This window comes from Kribbella sp. CA-294648, assembly GCF_050943845.1.
Classification (GTDB): Bacteria; Actinomycetota; Actinomycetes; order Propionibacteriales; family Kribbellaceae; genus Kribbella.
On the sequence record NZ_CP191981.1, the window covers coordinates 2,249,117 to 2,267,706 of the forward strand.

Genomic DNA, 18,590 nt, shown 5'->3' on the forward strand with positions numbered 1-18,590 from the left:
GGTCAGAAGGTTGTCCCCGTGGATGTTCGCTAGTGCTTGCCACCCTGGTAGCTGGCCTCGTCGAGCCCGCTCAGGGTCGGGTCGTAGCCGACGTCGCCGACGTCGTACATCGAAGTCATCCAGTGGTAGAAGTTGTCGCCACGGTCGCGCAGTACGGCGTACAGCCGCCGCATGAGCTGGTTGCGGACCTCGGTCAGCTCGGGAAGCCGGTAGAGATTCAGCAGCTCGTCCGGATCGGCCGACAGGTCGTACAGCTCGTTGACGGAGTCGGGATTGACGACCAGCTTGTAGCGATCCGTGCGCAACATCCGTTGCGGGTAAGGGAAGTGGTGCCCGTGGAACTCGCAGACGATGTCGTCGTCCCACTCGGCCTCGCCGCCGCTGACCAGCGGAAGCAGGCTGCGCGAGTCCGTCGCCGGCTTGGGGTCGATCCCGGCCAGTTCGAGGATCGTCGCGGTGCAGTCGAGCAAGCTGACGAACTCCGAGCGCACCACGCCCGCGGGACCGCCCGGGACCCGAAGCAGACCAGGGGTCCGATAGATGTCTTCGTACATCGCCGGGCCCTTGTCGTGCAGCCGATGCGAGCCGGTGAACTCGCCGTGATCGCAGGTGAAGAACACCGCCGTGTCGTCGACCAGACCGAGTCGCTCCATCGCGTCCATCACCCGCCCGATCTGCTGGTCGATGAGTGCGACATAGCCCCAGTAGGCGGCGATGAGCTTGCGGGTGGCCTCGATGGGCATGGTGTCGAACGTCCAGTGCGCGCTGTAGTTGCGCTGCACCGGCGGCTTGCCCTCGAACGTCTCCGCGATCGACCGCGGCAGCTCGATGTCCGCCGGGTCGAACAGGTCGAAGTACTCATCGGGAAGGATGTAGGGCAGGTGCGGACCGAAGAAGTGCAGGGCGAGAAAGAACGGCGGGCCGTCGTCGCGCTGGTCCTCGGCGTACCGTTCGAGCATCTCGATGGCCCTGGTCGCCAAGTAGTACTCGAAGGTCCCCTCGACCGGTTGGTGCAGGCGAGCGGCGAGCAGGTTGCCCGGCCCCCCGTTCGGCAACGTGCCACGGATGTGGTCGCTGATCCGGTACGGCGGGAGGTCGTGCTCGGCCAGGTAGGCGAGGTAGTCCGGATGATCGACCGGATTGTGCCAGCCGGGCAGATGGATGCCGTCGAAGCCGAAGTCGGCGGCCGTCCGATGCGTGCCCACGTGCCACTTGCCGACCAGCCCACAGTTGTAGCCCTTCTCGCGCAGCGCGGCCGAGAAGGTGAACTGGCCGTCGGCCAGGTCTTCGATGTAACCGACGTTGCGTTCGTGGTTGGCCAGCAGCTTGTGCCGGAAGGGGGCCTGACCGGTCAGCAGGCTGGCGCGGGCCGGTGTGCAGATCGCGGTCGGGGTGTACCAGCGGTCGAACCGGGTGCCGGTGCGGGCGAGTTCGTCGAGGGCCGGCGTGGCCGCCAGATTGTTGCCGTAGGCACCAAGCGTGTCGGTCCGGTGCTGGTCGGTCATCAGGAACAGGATGTTGGCCGGCTTCGTCACTGGGCGGCTCCGGTGAACAGGTCGCCGGTGTAGTAGGTCTTCGGATCCACCGGCTGCTTCAGCTTTCCGGCCTGGACGAAGTACTCGTTCATCCCGGTCAGCCATTTCACGATGGTGCCGTCCTTGGTCATCGTGTCGAGCTCGTCGACGCCGAGGATCTTGACGTTCGCCGCGTCGGCCTTCACCTGGTCCGCGCTCACGCCGAGCATCTCGGCGGTCAGCTCGATGGTCTGGCCGGTGTTGGCTGACCGGAACTGCATCGCCTCCCGCAGTACGGTCAGCACCTTCTTGGTCTTGTCAGGCTCCTTGGCGACCACGTCGTTGCCGGCCACGAACGCGGTCGGGAACGAGACCTGCGCCTCGAAATCGGAGTTCTTCGCCAGTTCGGCGAGCTCCGGCACCTGCTTCTTGATGGTGGCGATCGCCGGATACCAGAAGCCGGCCGCGTCGATCTTCTTCGACGAGAAGGCCGACACGATCGTCGAGGCGTCCATCGGCACCACCTTGACGTCGGCCTTCGTCATTCCGGCCTTCCGCAGCGCCAGGGTCAGGATCATGTCGCCGGAGGTGCCCTCGGGAACCCCGATCGTCTTGCCCTTCAGCTGTTCCATCGAGCTGAGTCCCGGCTGCGCGATCACCCGGTCGGCGTTGCCGAGGGTGTTCACGGCGACCACCTTGGCCTGGCCGGTCGCCGGCAGCCACATGGCGCCCGGCCCGATGTAGCCGAAGTCGAGGTCGCCGGTGCCGAGCGCCTGGATCTGCAGCGGGCCGTTGGTGAAGACCTTCGCGCTCGCCTTCAGGCCGTGCTTCTCCCACAGTTTCTGGTCGTCGGCCACGGCGATCAGGCTGGTGCCGTTGAAATCGCCGATGTAGCCGAAGTTCACCTCCTCGGTGCCGCCGGCCGCGCCGCCGTCGTCGCCACAGGCAACGATCGTGGTGGTCAGTAAGATGCCCGCAATCGCGGCGGCAAGGCGCCGGCGGGTCGGTGAGTCAGCCATCGTGGTCCTTAGATCAGGCCGTCGGGGACGGCGATGAGGCGGCGCTCGGGCCGTCCTGGTGGTAGACCGAGCGCCAGACGCGGTTGCGCAGCGCGGCGAACTCGGGACTGAGCCGGAACTCCTCCGACCTCGGATAGGGCAGATCCACCTCGACGACGTCGTACACGCGTCCCGGCCGGGCGGCCATCACGATCACCCGGTTGGCCAGGAACACCGCCTCGTCCACGTCGTGGGTGATGAACAGCACGGTGCGCCGTTCCTTGCTCCAGGTGTCCAGGAGCTGTTCCTGGAGCTTGACCCGGGTGAGCGCGTCGAGCGCGCCGAACGGCTCGTCCATCAGCAGAATCGAGGGGTCGACGGCGTACGCCCGGGCGATCGCGCAGCGTTGCCGCATGCCGCCGGACAACATCTTCGGCAGCGCGTCGGCGAACTGCCCGAGCCCCACCATGTCGATGAAGTACTGCGCTCGCTCCCGCCGTTCGGGCTTGGACACTCCCGCGGTCCGCAGACCGAACTCGACGTTCTGCCGCACGGTCAGCCAGGGAAACAACGCGTACTGCTGGAAGATCACGCCACGCTCGGGCGACGGTCCCGACACCGGTACGGCGTCCACCAGGGCCTGCCCGTACGTCGGCTCCTCCAAGCCGGCCAGGATGTTCATCAGCGTGCTCTTGCCGCAGCCGGACGGACCGACGACGGTGACGAACTCGTTGTCCCCGATGTCGAGCGACACGTCGCCGAGCGCGGTGAAGGTCTCCTGGCCGAGTGGGAACGTCTTGGTCACGCCCCGCACCGAGATCTTGGCTGTGGTGGTCATCGGCGCTCCTGCCATCCGGTGAGCTTGCGCTCGGTCATCAGCAGCAGCCGGTCCATCACGAGCCCGAGGATGCCGATCGAGATGAGGCCGACGAAGATGGTCGGCAGGTCGTAGTACAGCTGGGCGTTCTGCATCCGGTAGCCCAGGCCCTGCTGGGCCGCGATCAGCTCGGCGGCGACCAGCGTCGCCCAGGCGGAGCCCAGCCCGACCCGCATGCCGACCAGGATGAACGGCGTCGAGGCGGGCACCACGACGCGCAGGAAGATCGTGAGGTCGTTGGCGCCGAGCACCCGCGCCGCGTTGATCAGCGTCTTGTCGACGTTCACGACGCCTTGGAAGGTCGAGATCACGCAGGCCAGGAACGCGGCCAGGAAGATCACGAAGATCTTGGGCGCCTCGCCGATGCCCATCAGCACGATCGCGAGCGGGATGATCGCCAGCGGTGGGATCGTGCGGAAGAACTGGATCCACGGCTCCACCAGGCCCCGCACCGCGGCGTACCAGCCCATCAGGAAACCGATCGGCACGGCAGCGGCGGTGCCCAAGGCGAATCCGGTGACCACCCTGACCAGACTGGCCAGGACGTCCTTGCCCAGGGTGCCGTTGCCGATCAGAGTCACTGCCTGGCTGAGCACCTCCGGCGGAGTCGGCAGTTTGAGTCCCGCGACGGCGAGCGCCCACCAGGCAGCGATGCCGAGGAGTACCGAGAGTACGTTCAGGCCGCCGAGCCGAACCCGGCGTCGCCGGCCGCTGCCGCCGGCACTCGGCGCCGGTGGGCCGTCCTGCGGCGGAACGGGTGGCGCCGAGGTGGCGCGCCTTCTAGTAAGCACGGCCATGAGCCATTCCTTCAGTCGAGAGGTGGCGGGAATCGGCGCGGTCGGCCGCGTCGGCTTCGGGGTAGCCCGCCAGCAGGGGGCTGTTGTGGAACAGGGCTGCCAGGCCCCCGAGCGCACCGGCGTCCTCGCCGAGCTCCGCGGCCCGGACCGGCGGTCGGGCGACGCCACTGGGGAACAGTTCGTAGGCGACCGTGGCGGCGGCCTGCTGCACGATGATCGGCGCGACCCTGGTGATCTCACCGCCGATCACGATCCTGGCCGGGTTCAGTGTCATCGCCGCCCGACCCACCACTTCACCGACGGCGGCGGCCGCGCCCCGTAGTACCTGATCGACGATGGGATGCGAACGGTCGACGGCCGCCTGGAGGTCGTCGAGGCTGCTGACCGCGACACCGCCGGCCTGGCAGGCGGCCAGGATGGCCGGAACAGAGGCGATCGTCTCGAGGCAGCCGGTTTTGCCGCAGCGGCACTGTCTGCCGTCCGGTTGCACGGTGACATGGCCGAACTCGCCGGCCAGGCCGTTCGAGCCGGTGACCAGCCGGCCACCCACGACCAGGCCGCCACCGACTCCATCCCCCAGCCGAACGTACAGCAGGTCTTCGACCGCGTGGTCACCGTTGATCGCCTCGGCCAGCGCCGCCAGCCTGGTGTTGTTGTCGACGATCGCCGGCGCGCCGAACCGGTGGATGAACGCGGCGTCCACCCCGTCGGCCGACGGCTGTGCCGGGCCGTCACCGGCCAGGCGCGGCCTGGCGGACGGAGGAATCGGATACGGCCCCGGAACGCCGATGCCGATGCCCTGGAGCGCGCCGAAGTGGACGCCCGCCTCCTCGCTCAGCTGATCGATCAGCGTGAGCGCCCGCCGGATCCTGGTGGGCCAGGGAGTGTTGTTCTCGTAGGGCGTCGAGCCCGACAGCAGGATGTCGTGCGACGCGTCCGCCACCACGATGTGGACCCGCCGATGCCCGAAGTCGACCCCCATGAACTGACCGGAGCCCGGATCGAGCGCCAGTCGCTCGGCCGGCCGCCCACTTCCCGCGCGGTGCCCCGCGTCGGTGCTGACGACCACGATCGCGCCACGGTGCAGCAGGCTGCCGGTGATCTCGGACATCGTCGAGCGGGACAGACCGACCACCTCGGCGATCTCGCCCCTGCTCATCGCGCCGCCCTCCCGGAGGGCGCGCAGCACGCGGTCTTCATGGGTTCGCCGGACGAGGGCGTGGACTCCGGGCGGGCTCGACATGACCGCACTGTAGGGGCGGCGCAATTTTTACGACAAGAGTCCGGACAAATCAGTTGACTATTTGTTCGAGGTGTCTACAGAAGGAAGCCGTCCGTGCGTGAAGACCGCCTGATCCGGTGCTACCGTCGGCCACGTCCTGGCGCCGAAAACGGTCTCCGTGCGCCGATCCGTGGTGTTGCTGGAGGAGGGTTTGAGTGTCCGAACACGCTTGCTGTGCTCCGGCGCGGGTGTCGTCCGGTACGAGCTCGCCGGCCGAGGTCGCCTCGTCGGTGTCAGCGCGCGACGACCTGCCGCGGATCCAGATCCAGGCAGGCACCTTCCTGATGGGAACGGCCGATCCGGACGGATTCCCGGCGGATCTCGAAGGCCCGGTGCGACCGGTCATCCTGGACGCCTACTCCATCGGGACCACCGCGGTCACCAACGCCCAGTTCGCTGCCTTCGTCGAGGACACGAAGTACGTCACCGACGCCGAGCGATTCGGCTGGAGCTACGTCTTCGCCGGTTTTCTACCGTCCCAGCTCCGCAAGGTGAGCCCACGGCCGGAGGCGACTCCGTGGTGGTGCGGTGTGAGTGGCGCCGACTGGAGAACGCCGGAGGGCCCGGGATCTGACCTGGCCGACCGGCTCGATCACCCGGTGGTCCACGTCTCTTGGACGGATGCACGCACCTTCTGCCGGTGGGCCGGTGGCCGGCTCCCCACGGAAGCCGAGTGGGAACGCGCGGCCCGTGGTGGACTGGAGCAGCAGCGCTACCCCTGGGGCGACGAACTCACGCCCGGCGGCGAACATCGCTGCAACATCTGGCAGGGAACCTTCCCCACCAAGAACACCGCCGAGGACGGCCATCGCGGTACGGCGCCTGTCCGCAGCTACCCGCCGAACGGGTTCGGGCTGTACGAAATGGCCGGCAACGTCTGGCAGTGGACCGCCGACCACTGGAACACTGGCGAAAACCGCGTCATGCGCGGCGGGTCGTACCTGTGCCACGCGTCGTACTGCAACCGCTATCGCGTCGCCGCCCGCTCCTCCAACGAACCATCCAGCTCGACCGGAAACCTGGGCTTCCGCTGCGCCTGGTAGACCCCAAGGCCCAAACGAGGGAGGTCTCCGTCGGGCGCGAAGGGCCTTGCGGACCTCAGACTCATCTCGCGTGCGACCGCCGGCCAGTGGTCCTCGATCCCCCCAGCGAAGCTCAAACGAGAATTGACCGGAGGTCGGCCGGTTTCGGGCACCGCGCACGTGCACGTGATCCTGCCCAGCACAGTGGACCAGGTGTTCCATGTCGATATCGGGGACGTTCTTGTCCTCTACATCCCCGACGCGCAATTCGATTCTTCACCCGAGCTGACCCCTTGGACTGACCACGGGGCGGCCGGTCATGCGCCGGCCGCAACTATCACCGACGATCTGAGCACGAGTTCGACAATCACCCTCCACACCTCGACAGCCCATGAACCGCTGAGGATCCAGCTCGTACGAGAGTCCACCCGAAGCGGAGTCCACGACCTGTGGACGCGATGATCCTGGCCGCTGCCGCACCGTTCCGGCGTACGACGTTCCCAGCGCTCGACCGATCAGGTGGGCTCCGATCTCTCTGCCGTGGCTGACCAGGTAGTCGCTCGGACCCACGAATCACCGGTATGGCGTGACGAGGCCGCTGATCCGGTTGCTGAGTCTGGCTGGCGGTGCGCTCGCCGGCGTGGTCGCTGGGGTTGATCTGGCCTGGGCCGCCGGCATTACCGCGGGGTTGTCGGAGTCGTTGCGGGACGATCGGAGCTGGGCTGGTCCATTGGTGTATGGCGTGTTCGCGCTCGGAGCCGGTGCCGGAATCCTGATGCTGGCCTACGGCGTACCTCGGCGTAGTCGGGGTTGGCTGCCGGTCGCCTTGGTGTGGGCTGGATCTGGGTCGATGGTCGCCTGGGGGAGTTGGCAGGCGGCCACCACGGCCGCGAGACCGGAACTGGGGACGCCGTTGCTGAATCTCGTCCTTCAGATCCAACTGGTTGGCGGGGTGCTGATCGCCGTGCTCGCGGCGTTCCTGCTGGCTGAGCGCCTACCGCACTGCCCTTGCCCGCACAGGTGCCTGACTTCTCGTCACGATCATGCTGACGCGTCTTCCGTCGGCTACCGGAGTTCGCCGTTGATGAGGTCCCGGCCAGGCAGTCGAAGAAGCGGCGAGTGCGCATCGAGAACATACGATACCGTATGGTGTGGGTGGAGCTGTAAGCAGTCGGAGCTTCCAGCCTTCCGTGAGGATCGGAGTGTTTCGTGGTTCAGGTGATGACGTGGAATCTCTGGTGGCGGTTCGGTGAGTGGGAGCGTCGGCGCGATGCGATCCTCCGGGTGCTCGACGGGACCCGGCCTGACGTCTGTGGATTGCAAGAGGTTTGGGATGACGGCGATCAGAACCTGGCCGGCTGGCTCGCTGGCGAGCTTGGGTACCACTGGACGTATGCGCCATCCCCGGCGCCGCAAGCCTGGCAGAGAAGAATCGGCGCGTGGGACATTGGCATCGGGAATGCGGTGCTCAGCCGCTGGCCGATTGTCGAGACGGCTGTAGTCGACCTGGCCGGTGAAGATGGCAGGATCGCACTCTTTGCTTCGATCGACTCCGAGAGTGGCTCACTGCCGTTCTTCACGACCCAGCTCACGTCCACTGTCGGTGCCTCGTCAGACCGGTGTGAGCAAGTCGCGACAGTGTGCAGATTCGTAGCTGATCGGTCAGCGGGCTTTCGATACCCCCCAGTACTCACCGGGGATCTCAATGCTGAGCCCGAGTCCGACGAGATGCGTCTCCTCGGCGGCCACTACACCGCACCGGTCGTCCCTGGACTAGTGCTGGTTGATGCGTGGCGCTACGCCGACGATGGTGCGACTGGTGTGACCTGGCAGCGTCGGAATCCCTATGTAGCGGTCACTATGGAGCCGAACGCCCGGATCGACTACGTTCATGTGGGTCTGCCGCTCAGTGGGGGAGTGGGATGCATCAAGTCCGTCGTGGTGGTTGCGGATGGCCCGGTCGACGGGGTCTGGCCGTCGGATCATGCAGCTGTGGTGGCCGAGATCGGTGACCCGTCTCTCGGCTGAGGAACGGTTCCGGACGGTGGCGTCGTGAAGGTCCAGATGCGCAAGGAAGTCCGCGACCAGGTTGCTTGATCACGTGCTGTCCTCTCCGGGTGGTGATCCAGCAATACCATACCGATGCGTATGTTTCATCCCTCGGGAGTGGGGTGCAATCCGTCGACTGGGGGTCGGCGGCGACCGTGCGTTACCGTATGCAGATGCGATTGTCGCGGGATGACTGGGCGCGGGCGGGACTCGAACTGCTGGCCGAGGAGGGATTGGCGGGGCTCGCCGTGGAGCCGCTGGCTCGTCGGTTGGGTACGACCAAGGGCAGCTTCTACTGGCACTTCAAGGATCGTGACGACCTGATCCAGGCCGCGCTGGAACGATGGGAGGCCGACGACACAACGGCGGTGATTGCGTCCGCCGCCGCTGTCGAGGATCCGCGTAAGCGCCTCGACGCCCTGGCGGACAGGGCGCTGGGTGACGCTTTGCGGCTCGGGTTCGATGCCGCGATCCTTGCTGCTGCCGGGGATCCGCGGGTGCAGCCGGTGCTGGTGCGGGTCACGCGGACGCGGATGGAGTTCATCGTCCAGATGTATCGGGACCTAGGCCTGTCCAAGCGGGACGCGGAGCGGCACGCACGGCTGACCTACAGCTTGTTTCTCGGGATGAGCCAGCTTCGCATCGCGGAGGGCGCCCGCCGGCCCAGTCCCGCCGAGGTGCGTCGATCGGTGGGCCACGCCGTCCACATGCTCCTGAGTTCCGCCGGGTTGGATTGACCACCTGACCATACGCTGAGGTATGGTCTGTCCATGCGTGAGCGTATGGATGCCATCGAGCGTCCCCTGGGACTGCCCTGGTGCTGGGGTGCGACGGAGACGGAGGTCTTGGCGGACTACCCCTGCACCGGTCGCTTGAGTGGCCCGGTCATCGCCGTTCACCGGGCGGTGGATGTCGCCGCGCCTGCTGAGGTGACCTTTCGCTGGCTTTGCCAGCTCAAGCACGGAACGTACAGCTATCGCCTGCTCGGTGGTAGCCCCAAGGTGCTGACCGCGGGTGCGGACGACCTGGCGGTGGGCCAGGAGATGATGATCTTTCGACTGGTCGACTTCGCGAGCGGAGAGCATCTCACCGGTGAGACCTCGCCGGAACTGCTGGGCCGATACGGCCCCATCACGTGTTCGTACACCGTCCGCCCGGCACGGGACGCCTCGAGTCGAATCGTGGTCCGGACCGAGATTTCGGTGCAGAGCCGGGCTCGTCGGCTGAAGGCGATCATGCTCGCCTGGGCCGACCTGGCGATGATGAGCAAGCAACTCCGGGTTCTCAAGCGGTTGGCGGAGTCCTCGTGAGGATGCGACTGACGCGGTGGCTGCCGGCACTGACGACCGGGCTGGCTGTGCTGCATCTGATCTGGGTGGTGGCCGATCTGCCCGACGAGGTTGGATCGATGCTGTCCGAGGGGTTTGTGGGTACGTCGAACAACGACTCCCGTGACTTCGCCACCTGGTTCTTCATCGGCGGCCTCGTTCTCTTCATGATCGGATCGACCATGCGCTGGTCGGTCCGTCACTTCGGTCGCATTCCGGCGCACCTGGGCTGGTGGATCCTCGGCATCGGCATCTTCGACACCCTGCTCGAGCCGGACGGTGGCGGATACGCAATGGTCCTCCTCGGCTGCCTCACTCTTGCCGCCCGGCCGATCGAGCCGATCCGGCAGGCGGAACACGACCGAGCAAGCTGAGACGCGGACTTCCGGCAGGGGGAGTGATGACAGGACGAAAGGGCGATCGGCCGGCGGCCCGGTGGTTGATCTTCCAGGCGCTGGAACGAGTGTGGCCGGCCGGTGGCGCGAGGCTGGTTCACCGGATCTGGTTCCGGATCCCGCCTGTCTCCGAGAAGGCCCGGCGGTTGCGGGTCGAGTTGCCCGCGTCCTCCCCATTCGAATTGACCTTCGAGCACGGCGTGGTTCGCGGTCGCAGCTGGGGGGATGGTCCGACGATCTATCTGCTGCACGGCTGGGGCGGCTGGGGACTGCAGTTCGCAGCGTTCATCCCACCGCTGCTGGCTGACGGGTTCAGGGTGGTCGCCTTCGATGCTCCGAGTCACGGCGAGTCAGATCCAGGTCGCGAGGGCGCGCGCAGCGGCACCATGTCAGAGCTCGCCGACGCGTTCCAGGCGGTAGTGGCCGCGCACGGACCGGCGTACGGGGTCGTTGCGCATTCGCTGGGGGCGTCGGCGTTTGTGCAGGCGCTGAAGAACGGGTTCACCGTCCGCCGGGTGGTCTTCCTCGCCGCCGCAACCGACTTCCGGCACACGCTGGACGTCTACGAGGTGTTCCTCGGCTTCGGGCCGCGGATCCGGGAACGGTTCGTGCGTAGGTTCACCCGCAAGTTCGGCCCGCTGGAGAACTTCGAGATGGAACCACTCATCGGCAGACTGGCCATGGTGCGTGAACTGCCTACCCTGCTCGTAGTCCACGACCGGTCCGATCGCGAGACCATGGCCGACGGCAGCGTGAAAGTCGCGCGGGCCTGGCCAGGCGCTGAGCTGCAGCTAACCGACGGGCTCGGTCACCACCGCGTGCTCCGGGACGAGACGGTGGTGGAGTCGACTCGGGTCTTCCTGTCTGGGAAGCAGGCGTCCGCCAATGGAGCGTGGGCGCAATGCGAGAAGGCAAGCGACCGATCGTGACGGCCGCAATCGCGATGTCGCGGGAGGCTCATCGCGATCCTTCGCTCAGGAGTTGACAGGCCGACCATACGGCGTAGTTGGCAGCTCCCCGCTGCTGGTCGGCGCCCGTGGCGACGACGCCGCTTGCGATTTGCACGGTTGGGTGGACGAGGTCGTCGCTAGACGGCTGCCCGCTGAGCGCTGCCGAGGTGGAGCACTACTGCCTCGGCGCACCGTTGAGCTGAGCACCTGGAGAGCGCGGCGCAGGTGATCTAGGTCGGCAACACGACGAAGGCGAAGAAGCCGGCTGTGAGGGTGAGCGCGATGCCGATCGACAGAAGTAGCGCGTAGCCGGTGAATTTGGCCCCACGGTGCCACCTGCCGAGGAACAGCGCCGTGGCTGCCGTGACGGACAAGGCCAGCAGCCAGGCAGGAAAGATGACCAAGAATGCCCAGCTGGTGAGGACCAGGAGTGCCGCCCGGACGAAAGCCGAGCAGCTCGGCCAGAATCAGCGAAACGATCCATGCCGTCCGTTCTTCGCGCTGGTCATCGCTCATTTACCCACCTGTCCGGGGCTCGCCTAGGTCTGCAGAACCAAACCTGATCGTATGGTTCTGCACTTCCCTCTGGAGGGTGAGGTGAATCAGCCGTCGGCTGGACCTCCACTGCAGCGCTGATCTCTAGCTTTGTGGAGCGGGCGTGCGGTTGGCGGACGCGCCGTCAGGGTGAGGAGTTGGCATGGTGGCTAGCAGTACCGCCGGCGCTGGATGCGCTTCGCCGGTGTCGTCAAAGGTGATAGCGGCGGCGTACGGGATTCCGCTCTGCGTCCTGCCCTCCGCGGCTTGGAGGCTCTGGCATCTCGGCTGGGGGCCAGATCTCCCGGCCGCTTGTGCTCGAATGGGCTGGATCGAGCCGTACTACGTGGGGTCGCTGTCTGTCGTATCCATGGGGCTGGCTCTGCTCACGATCGGGTTGGTCCGGCCCTGGGGTGATGTCTACCCACAGTGGATCCCGCGACTCGGTGGCCGTCGGGTACCCATGGCCGTGGCTCTCGTCCCGGCATGTATCGGGGTGACGTTTGCCTTCGGCATGTATGCGTGGGGCGGGCTGAATCAGCTGTTCCACATCTATCAACCTGAGATCGACCAGAGCTGCCCGCCGCCGCCGACGGAAGGCCGGCATGGCTGGGTCGTGGTTGCCGCCTACGCACCTCTGCTGCTGTGTGGCCCGCTCCTTGCCGTGGTCACGTACTCCTACTACCGACGGCGCGCCTCGGTGGGGTCACGGCCGGTGCAGAACAGGTGCTGATCGCACCATACGGTGAAGTATGGTGCTGATTGATTCGCCTGCAGGTGTATCCGTTGCGTCGAGAACCTTGGAGAGAAATCGTGAATGACAGAACGGGCGTCCGCCTCACCAATGCCGGCGGTTGGATCGCCGTTGCCTTCGGGGTGGTTCATGTTGTCGTCGCCCCGCTGGACACCCGCGACATCTGGTCCCAGGTGATCGCTGAGGGGTGGTGGAACACGTTCACTCTCGACAAGGCGGTATCGCTGGCTCAGCTCCAGCGTTCGGAGTCTCCAGCCTGGGCGCTCGTCGTTTGCGGTGCACTCGTCATTCTCGGAGACAGGCGGGTGGGTCGCCGGACTCCCGCGGTTAGTTCGACGGGGCGAGCAGCGTTGCGGGGGCGAGGATGAGAAGGCTGCCGATCGCCGCGCACACCTCGCAGCCATGGCGCATCCACGAGGTGGCCCCGGACTTCGAGGTGGAGGACGTGTGGGTGTTGCGGACACCCGGCGGAGCGAATGACTTTCCCCGACTGGTAGCCCTGTTTGCATCGGACGACTGGCCCGAGAGTGCTCCCTTGGTGGTCCGATTCCTGTGGCAGGCGCGGTGGAAGCTCGGAGCGCTGTTCGGCTGGGATGCAGCGGGCGCCGGCGTCGGGTCCAGGGTGACCCCGATTCGGGATCGGTTGCCTGGCGATCTGCGGGAAGCGCCGACAGGCCCGCAGTACGAGCCCTTTGTCTCCGTGTTTCAGCTTGAGCGTGAGTGGGTTGCCGAACTTGCCAATCGGACTGTGCACTGTGTCTTTCACCTCGGTTGGGTCCCCGATGGTGCAGGCGGGTACCGCGGGCAGATGGCGGGTCTGGTCAAGCCGAACGGCCGGTTGGGGCGTGCCTACATGTCTGCTATCAAGCCGTTGCGGTACCTGATCGTGTACCCGGTTCTGGTGCGCAGGATCGAGCGGGAGTGGATGGTTGCCGCGATCAACGTTGATCCAGTGGCCTCGGATGCGGAACGCCCGGCCCGCGAGGAGTGACCGCCTCACAGAGGGGTGCTCTGCAGGACGGAGATCGGCGGATGCGGCAACTTTGGCTGCCGGGAGTGGCCGCGGCCGGCTCGCTGCTGTTCGCGGTTTGCGGGGTGGTCTGGCTTTTCGGGGCGGGAGAATACCCGTTCGGGCCGACAGGTCCGGATGGCGACAGGTTGTCTCTGATGGCGTTTCTGCCGGAACAGGTGGCCGCGGCGCTTGTCGCAGTGTCTGGGCTTCTTGGGGTGCCGGCCGCTGTCGTCCATGTACGTTCGACGCAAAGACGCTTGGCCTGCTGGCTATTGCTGTGTACTACTGCACTCCAGGTGGTCGTGTTCGGTCTGCTGGCGCCGAACCATCTTGTCGTGGTCGTGACTGGCTATCTGCTGCTTCTGGTCGGCCTCCCCCTGGCTCTGGGAGTCGCGATCCTGGCGGCTTGGCGACACGGGACGATCCGGGCGGCGCTACTCGGCGTCGGAGTGGTGGCCGTCGCCGTACAGGCGGTCAGCGGCTTCTTGGACTGGAACAACCTCGAGGTGATGGCCACAGGGGTTGCCGCAGTACCGGGCAAGCTTGGCTCGCAGCCCTTCTTCGTGTTCGGCGCGTTTCTGTTGGGCGGTTGTTGGGCGGTGCTCGGCGTACGGGCGCTGCGGGTTGCTCGAGGTCGATGCCTGCGCTGCGGCCGGCCCGGTGCCCGGTGGACGCGGCCTGAGTCAGCGAAGCAGTGGGGATTCTGGGCGACATGGTTGGCGGTGATCTGTCCTCTGCCGTCCGTTGTGGTTCGAATGACTTGGCTGCTGCCGAACCCGCTAGGGATCCCTGCGGCCGAGACAGACGCGGGGCCGGCGATCAGGCTGTTCGGTTTCGGCCTTGGGCTGGTCACCCTTGCCGTTGCCGTCGTGACGCTCGGACTGATCCGGTCGTGGGGTGAGATCTGGCCGCGATGGATGCCGTACCGCGGTGGTCGAGAGGTGCCGGTCAAGGTGGTCGTCATCCCCGGGTCGGTCGCTGCGGGCCTGCTGCTTGTCGGCAGTCCTTCCCTGGTTCAGTTGAATTGGATCTCCACTGATTCCATGCTGGAAAACCTCGGCGCCTTCTTGCTCCTGCCGTTCCCGCTCTGGGGTGCGGCGGTTGCCCTGGCCACGGCCGCCTACCACTACCGCCGCCGCTCGACCTGTCCACTATGCAAGCAGGGCTGATCGCCAGCACGGGATTTTGCCGTGAGGAGGAAGAGAGCGGTCAGGCCGATCGTCAGGCCCGTGATGGTGGCGGCGAAGTCGAGGATGGCGGACTGGCGGGTGATGAGCTCGGACAGCGGCGCTCGGGCGGTCAAGCTGAACGTGCGAAGCAGACCCCACGCGAACAAGCTCCCACTGCCCACAAAGGTGAGGATGACGGCCACCGCCTCTCGGCCGTGGAGCCGGACACCAGCGATTGCCAGTACGCCGATCGCGGCGGCGAGGGCCATCGCGCCCTCGGCAGCTTCACTGAACCGGTTGGCGAATGTCCAGGCGGACACCCGCCAACCTTGCGGCGCCGCGATTGCTTCGAAGAGGCGGGTTGCTCCGACTGCGCTTGCTCCGACCGCACCCGCGATCGCGAGGAACCGACCGACGGGTTCTTGGCGCGGGAGGACCCGTCCGAACAGGTCGGGCCACCGTCGTCCGGCGTACACGCCGAAGCCAAGTGTGAGCAGGACGCCCTGGACCGCGAACGAGGCATAGACAACCGTGTAGGTCCAGCCCTCGACCAGACCGTCGCGCATCACCACGGGCCGCCCCTCGGTCAACAGTCCGTGGGTGAAGCCGGCGGCGACGATCGCGACGGTGGGAGCGAGGAGGCCGACGCCTACCCAGCCGGGAACCAGCAGTAGCCATGCAGGCAGACGCCGGCCCCAGTCAGCCACGAAGGCGAATGCCAGCACGACGGCGACAACATCCATGCCCAGCGTGATGAGATTCGGTACCACGAAGTCGAGCGCCGGTGACGTCGCCGGGATGCCGATCGGATGGCCGAGAAGCCAACAGACCTTGAGGACGCCGTACGGCAAGACGGCCAGGATCATCGCTGAACAGTAAATTCGCGCAGCCCGTTGAGCGTGATGCGAGCTGGAGCTTGGTGGTGGCATGCGCACTCCCGGGTTGGTGAAGACTGGAGTGCCATACTGGTCCGTACGGTATGGACGTCGGATCGGTCGCGCAGGTGAGCATCTCCCCCGGGAGAGTGATGCTTCGCGCGAGGTGAAGTGATCGCGGTGGCGGATGGTCAGATCTGACGGACGTGGCTCACGAGAGGATGTGGCAATGGGGACAGCTCAGCCGACCGGCAGGCGGACCAGGAACAGCATGCTTGTGTTCGTGATCGGGCTGGTTGTCGAGTTGGCCATCCTCGTGGTGGTGTTGGCGTCGGCGGCCGACTGCGACTACGAACCGTGCAGCAGTGACCAAACCGGCCTGGTGATGATCTTGCTCTCCTGTGTTGCCCCGTTCTTGGCTGGGCAGCTTGCCGCCGGGAGCTCGTCCATCGTCTTGCTCAGCAGGCGAAATATCCCCTTTGTCATCATCGGCCTGATCGGACACGCGGTCGGCGTCATCGGGGGAGCGGCTCTCTGGCTCTTGGCCTTCACAAGGTGAGCGAGCACGTCCAGCAGGGCTGATCCCGACGTCAGCAAGGCGAAAGCGCTGCGACTGCAGCCCGTCAGCGGAGTCCGGAATGCTGAGCAGGCGGTCCCGAAGCGTCGGGGCCGTATCGGTAGTTCGGGGGCTCAGCGTGGGAGGTCCGGGTGTGGGTACGTCGTGCGGGTTGCTCGTCTATTGACTGTCCTGGCAGTGTTGTTGTCCGCAATCGGCTTACCAACCGGCCTGGCGACCGCGGCGCCCCGGTCGCCCGCGGGACTGGCGGCGGTGACCACCAAGGACTGCACGGCTGGACCTGCCGGTTGGGCAATGGTGCTGTCCGGTACAAGCGGCAACGGCTACCGGCACGCCAACAACTCGTACTGGGGTGGCGACGGCGAGAATGCGGCCAAGGTGGGGTGCCGTAGGGGCGGTGTCGAGACAGCCGGACAGCGGCGATGGCCCGTTGGTCGAATCGAAGCGGAACTCCGGGCGATGCGCGTCGTGCTCCAACGTCAGGACGGAACTGCGCAGCGAGCGGCGCCTAGACAGTCCGGAGTGACACGGTCGTGGTGGTGGAGTCCGAGGGCCGGCCTGCGGACTCAAGCTAAATGTCGGTGGCGGCAGCTAGTTTCAGCGGACATGAGCGCTCCATGGACTACGGCGTTGGCCACCGTCGCCGAGCAACTGAACGGCAACCGCATCGAGTGGATGCTCCTCGGCAGCGCAGCAACAGCGCTCCGCGGCGCAGCGATCGTTCCGGGCGACATCGACATCGCCCTCCTTGCAGCCGACGACGTCACCCGCGCCGCTACCGTTCTGCCGACCCCGGATGCGCCGGATGGGCCGGAGCTAGTTGAGTCTGGCGTACCATCTGGCTGGATCAGCACAGCGGTCGAGCCGACGCTTCAATTCGGTCACACCGGCGAGCAGTGGACCTTCGGCCGATGGATGATCGCCGGTGTCAAGGTGGAACTGGCCCACATCGACGCGCCCACCGTAGCCGCCTTGATGATCGAGACCCGCGCACCGCTGGTATGGCACGAGCGGGAAACTCTCAACTGCCACGGACAGCCCATCCCGACCGTCCCGATCGAGGTGCAACTCGCCACCATGATTGCCCGGCAGCAGGACGGCCGGATCGATGCGACCATCGCCGCCATCGACACGACTCGACTCAACGTGCCACTCCTGCGCCGCGCGATCTCGGACAAGCAGTCAGAAGTCCCCGCCATGACGATTCCCGAATCGCTAGAGCGCCTTCTCGCGGATGCTCAGACCGCGACCGACTGAGCCTGACACCCCATTGCCGAGCCAAGCTCAGCAGACGACCAACTGTCCGGCAGCCTTCGCAGCTTCCTCGCGAGCAGTCGGTTTTCGCTGACGAAGCGTAGAACGACCGGATCGCGGCAGATCCGTACGTTCGAACAACAGATCTGGGACGGGCGGCTGCGCGCGCTCTGGTCATGAGCCCGTCAGCGAAGTCCGTATCCCGGCGTCGACTGCTGGCGTGGTGGCTGGCCGTCCGGTCATACACTGCCCGGATGTCCGGTCGATACTACGAAGCGGAACATATGGCCGCGTACGAGCGCCTTCGTCGCGAAGGCCTGAACCTATGGAACGACCTGCACACACGCGATACAGGCGTGGCATACGAGGACTTCCAGGCCCGTGATTTCCTGGATCGCGTGCTGCCGACCGGCGAGCAGGCCCACGGTCGTCGGGTGCTTGAGTACGGCTGCGGCACAGGCGCGGCCGCCTGCTTCCTTGCTCAGCGCGGCTTCCAGGTCGACGCTGTTGACCTCGTGCCGGACGCCATCGCGGTTGCCCGCCAGTTCGCCGAGGCGCGCGGCCTGGAGATCCGATTCGCCGTGCAAGACATCTGCAAGTGGCCGGATGCCGACGACCGCTTCGACTATGTGATCGACATCTTCTGCCTCCAGTCCATAGTCACAGACGTCGACCGCGGCAACGTCCTGGCGGGCGTGCACCGTCGGCTCCAACCTGATGGCCGGTATCTGATCAGCACCGCGATGTATGAACCCGGCCGCGTCTACGACGACGATGACCACTATGACCCGAGGACCGGCATCGTCTGGGCCCCAGTGCCAACCCAGGTCACCGATTCGGTCCGATTCGGCAGCTCCTGGTACATCCCGAACCGCCGTCACTTGACGGCCGAGGCCCTGCGTCTCGAACTGGAGCGCCACGGCTTCCGGATCATTGGGCAGTCCGGGCAGTTCGGCGGCGAACTCGTCTGTACGCCGGCTGATTAACTCGCCAACCCCAGCCGAAGCCACGCACAGCCTCAGCCGAGGACGATCTGTCATCCATCCGCCGCTGCCATACCGCCATCATGCCGAGCGGTCGTGGGTCACCTTTGACGCCGACTGGTTCGCCGGCCGGACCGGTTGCAACGAACTCAGCCCGCCGTCGACCGCACCAGGACAGAGCCGGGCTTCACCCGACGTCACCACCACCGACCGCGCCAGC

The 18,590-nt window shown here is 66.4% G+C and carries 20 protein-coding genes; 13 read left to right on the forward strand and 7 right to left on the reverse strand.

What is annotated here, in order from left to right; all coding sequences use genetic code 11:
• Positions 1-29 precede the first annotated feature (29 nt).
• Genes ACQPYM_RS11025 through ACQPYM_RS11045 form a run of 5 tightly spaced genes read right to left on the reverse strand, consistent with a single transcriptional unit; the run spans position 30 to position 5,429 of the window.
• Positions 30-1,535 carry a sulfatase-like hydrolase/transferase gene (locus tag ACQPYM_RS11025; RefSeq protein WP_433018803.1) on the reverse strand — a complete coding sequence of 502 codons (1,506 nt, stop codon included), beginning with the start codon at positions 1,533-1,535 and terminating at the stop codon, positions 30-32.
• Positions 1,532-2,533 carry an aliphatic sulfonate ABC transporter substrate-binding protein gene (locus ACQPYM_RS11030; RefSeq protein ID WP_433018806.1) on the reverse strand — a complete coding sequence of 334 codons (1,002 nt, stop codon included), beginning with the start codon at positions 2,531-2,533 and terminating at the stop codon, positions 1,532-1,534. Before ACQPYM_RS11030 ends, ACQPYM_RS11025 begins: the two co-directional genes overlap by 4 nt.
• Positions 2,534-2,546: 13 nt before the next feature.
• The gene (locus ACQPYM_RS11035) at positions 2,547-3,350 is read right to left on the reverse strand and encodes an ABC transporter ATP-binding protein (protein WP_433018809.1); all 804 of its coding nucleotides are present in this window, start codon (positions 3,348-3,350) and stop codon (positions 2,547-2,549) included.
• Positions 3,347-4,186 (reverse strand): ABC transporter permease, encoded by an 840-nt coding sequence (locus ACQPYM_RS11040; protein ID WP_433018812.1) that lies wholly within the window; start codon positions 4,184-4,186, stop codon positions 3,347-3,349. Before ACQPYM_RS11040 ends, ACQPYM_RS11035 begins: the two co-directional genes overlap by 4 nt.
• Positions 4,170-5,429 (reverse strand): ROK family transcriptional regulator, encoded by a 1,260-nt coding sequence (locus tag ACQPYM_RS11045; RefSeq protein ID WP_433018814.1) that lies wholly within the window; start codon positions 5,427-5,429, stop codon positions 4,170-4,172. The genes ACQPYM_RS11040 and ACQPYM_RS11045 overlap by 17 nt, the downstream gene beginning before the upstream one ends.
• A gap of 194 nt (positions 5,430-5,623) precedes the next feature.
• Between ACQPYM_RS11045 and ACQPYM_RS11050 the strand changes: the two genes are divergently transcribed.
• The 6 genes from ACQPYM_RS11050 (at position 5,624) to ACQPYM_RS11075 (ending at position 11,191) form a co-directional block, all read left to right on the forward strand.
• On the forward strand, positions 5,624-6,511 hold the full coding sequence (locus ACQPYM_RS11050) for a formylglycine-generating enzyme family protein (protein WP_433018817.1): 888 nt from the start codon (positions 5,624-5,626) through the stop codon (positions 6,509-6,511).
• Positions 6,512-7,699: 1,188 nt separating this feature from the next.
• On the forward strand, positions 7,700-8,518 hold the full coding sequence (locus tag ACQPYM_RS11055) for an endonuclease/exonuclease/phosphatase family protein (protein WP_433018820.1): 819 nt from the start codon (positions 7,700-7,702) through the stop codon (positions 8,516-8,518).
• A 194-nt stretch (positions 8,519-8,712) separates the two neighbouring features.
• Complete coding sequence (locus tag ACQPYM_RS11060) at positions 8,713-9,276, forward strand: TetR/AcrR family transcriptional regulator (protein ID WP_433018823.1); 564 nt, start codon at positions 8,713-8,715, stop codon at positions 9,274-9,276.
• Between the two features lie 33 nt (positions 9,277-9,309).
• Positions 9,310-9,849, forward strand: a complete 540-nt coding sequence (locus ACQPYM_RS11065) for a hypothetical protein (RefSeq protein WP_433018826.1) — start codon at positions 9,310-9,312, stop codon at positions 9,847-9,849.
• A gap of 2 nt (positions 9,850-9,851) precedes the next feature.
• Positions 9,852-10,241, forward strand: coding sequence for a DUF6463 family protein (locus ACQPYM_RS11070; protein WP_433023243.1), 390 nt, complete (start codon positions 9,852-9,854; stop codon positions 10,239-10,241).
• Positions 10,242-10,267: 26 nt separating this feature from the next.
• Complete coding sequence (locus ACQPYM_RS11075) at positions 10,268-11,191, forward strand: alpha/beta fold hydrolase (protein WP_433018829.1); 924 nt, start codon at positions 10,268-10,270, stop codon at positions 11,189-11,191.
• Between the two features lie 251 nt (positions 11,192-11,442).
• On the opposite strand, the gene ACQPYM_RS11080 is transcribed toward ACQPYM_RS11075, so the two are convergent.
• Positions 11,443-11,616: a hypothetical protein gene (locus ACQPYM_RS11080; RefSeq protein WP_433018832.1), complete on the reverse strand. Its 174-nt coding sequence runs from the start codon at positions 11,614-11,616 to the stop codon at positions 11,443-11,445.
• 335 nt (positions 11,617-11,951) lie between these two features.
• On the opposite strand from ACQPYM_RS11080, the gene ACQPYM_RS11085 reads away from it, so the two are divergent.
• From ACQPYM_RS11085 to ACQPYM_RS11100, 4 genes are all read left to right on the forward strand, one after another.
• Positions 11,952-12,479, forward strand: coding sequence for a hypothetical protein (locus ACQPYM_RS11085; protein WP_433018835.1), 528 nt, complete (start codon positions 11,952-11,954; stop codon positions 12,477-12,479).
• A gap of 80 nt (positions 12,480-12,559) precedes the next feature.
• Positions 12,560-12,868: a hypothetical protein gene (locus tag ACQPYM_RS11090; RefSeq protein WP_433018838.1), complete on the forward strand. Its 309-nt coding sequence runs from the start codon at positions 12,560-12,562 to the stop codon at positions 12,866-12,868.
• Positions 12,865-13,491 (forward strand): DUF2867 domain-containing protein, encoded by a 627-nt coding sequence (locus ACQPYM_RS11095; protein WP_433018841.1) that lies wholly within the window; start codon positions 12,865-12,867, stop codon positions 13,489-13,491. The genes ACQPYM_RS11090 and ACQPYM_RS11095 overlap by 4 nt, the downstream gene beginning before the upstream one ends.
• A 65-nt stretch (positions 13,492-13,556) precedes the next feature.
• Positions 13,557-14,681 (forward strand): hypothetical protein, encoded by a 1,125-nt coding sequence (locus ACQPYM_RS11100; RefSeq protein ID WP_433018843.1) that lies wholly within the window; start codon positions 13,557-13,559, stop codon positions 14,679-14,681.
• On the opposite strand, the gene ACQPYM_RS11105 is transcribed toward ACQPYM_RS11100, so the two are convergent.
• The gene (locus tag ACQPYM_RS11105) at positions 14,639-15,547 is read right to left on the reverse strand and encodes a hypothetical protein (RefSeq protein ID WP_433018846.1); all 909 of its coding nucleotides are present in this window, start codon (positions 15,545-15,547) and stop codon (positions 14,639-14,641) included. The genes ACQPYM_RS11100 and ACQPYM_RS11105 overlap by 43 nt on opposite strands.
• A 292-nt stretch (positions 15,548-15,839) precedes the next feature.
• Between ACQPYM_RS11105 and ACQPYM_RS11110 the strand changes: the two genes are divergently transcribed.
• The 3 genes from ACQPYM_RS11110 to ACQPYM_RS11120 all read left to right on the forward strand — a co-directional run bounded on the left by ACQPYM_RS11110 (position 15,840) and on the right by ACQPYM_RS11120 (position 18,373).
• On the forward strand, positions 15,840-16,115 hold the full coding sequence (locus ACQPYM_RS11110) for a hypothetical protein (protein WP_433018849.1): 276 nt from the start codon (positions 15,840-15,842) through the stop codon (positions 16,113-16,115).
• Positions 16,116-16,763: 648 nt separating this feature from the next.
• Positions 16,764-17,390 (forward strand): hypothetical protein, encoded by a 627-nt coding sequence (locus tag ACQPYM_RS11115; RefSeq protein WP_433018852.1) that lies wholly within the window; start codon positions 16,764-16,766, stop codon positions 17,388-17,390.
• A 251-nt stretch (positions 17,391-17,641) separates the two neighbouring features.
• Positions 17,642-18,373: a class I SAM-dependent methyltransferase gene (locus tag ACQPYM_RS11120; protein ID WP_433018855.1), complete on the forward strand. Its 732-nt coding sequence runs from the start codon at positions 17,642-17,644 to the stop codon at positions 18,371-18,373.
• Positions 18,374-18,590 lie beyond the last annotated feature (217 nt).

Bases quoted from the DNA above. Each gene is read 5' to 3' on its own strand.
- ACQPYM_RS11075 (WP_433018829.1), top strand. From the start codon at position 10,268: ATGACAGGACGAAAGGGCGATCGGCCGGCGGCCCGGTGGTTGATCTTC.
- ACQPYM_RS11040 (WP_433018812.1), bottom strand. From the start codon at position 4,186: ATGGCCGTGCTTACTAGAAGGCGCGCCACCTCGGCGCCACCCGTTCCG.
- ACQPYM_RS11060 (WP_433018823.1), top strand. From the start codon at position 8,713: ATGCGATTGTCGCGGGATGACTGGGCGCGGGCGGGACTCGAACTGCTG.
- ACQPYM_RS11120 (WP_433018855.1), top strand. From the start codon at position 17,642: ATGTCCGGTCGATACTACGAAGCGGAACATATGGCCGCGTACGAGCGC.
- ACQPYM_RS11065 (WP_433018826.1), top strand. From the start codon at position 9,310: ATGCGTGAGCGTATGGATGCCATCGAGCGTCCCCTGGGACTGCCCTGG.
- ACQPYM_RS11105 (WP_433018846.1), bottom strand. From the start codon at position 15,547: ATGATCCTGGCCGTCTTGCCGTACGGCGTCCTCAAGGTCTGTTGGCTT.
- ACQPYM_RS11030 (WP_433018806.1), bottom strand. From the start codon at position 2,533: ATGGCTGACTCACCGACCCGCCGGCGCCTTGCCGCCGCGATTGCGGGC.
- ACQPYM_RS11095 (WP_433018841.1), top strand. From the start codon at position 12,865: ATGAGAAGGCTGCCGATCGCCGCGCACACCTCGCAGCCATGGCGCATC.
- ACQPYM_RS11035 (WP_433018809.1), bottom strand. From the start codon at position 3,350: ATGACCACCACAGCCAAGATCTCGGTGCGGGGCGTGACCAAGACGTTC.
- ACQPYM_RS11070 (WP_433023243.1), top strand. From the start codon at position 9,852: ATGCGACTGACGCGGTGGCTGCCGGCACTGACGACCGGGCTGGCTGTG.
- ACQPYM_RS11045 (WP_433018814.1), bottom strand. From the start codon at position 5,429: ATGTCGAGCCCGCCCGGAGTCCACGCCCTCGTCCGGCGAACCCATGAA.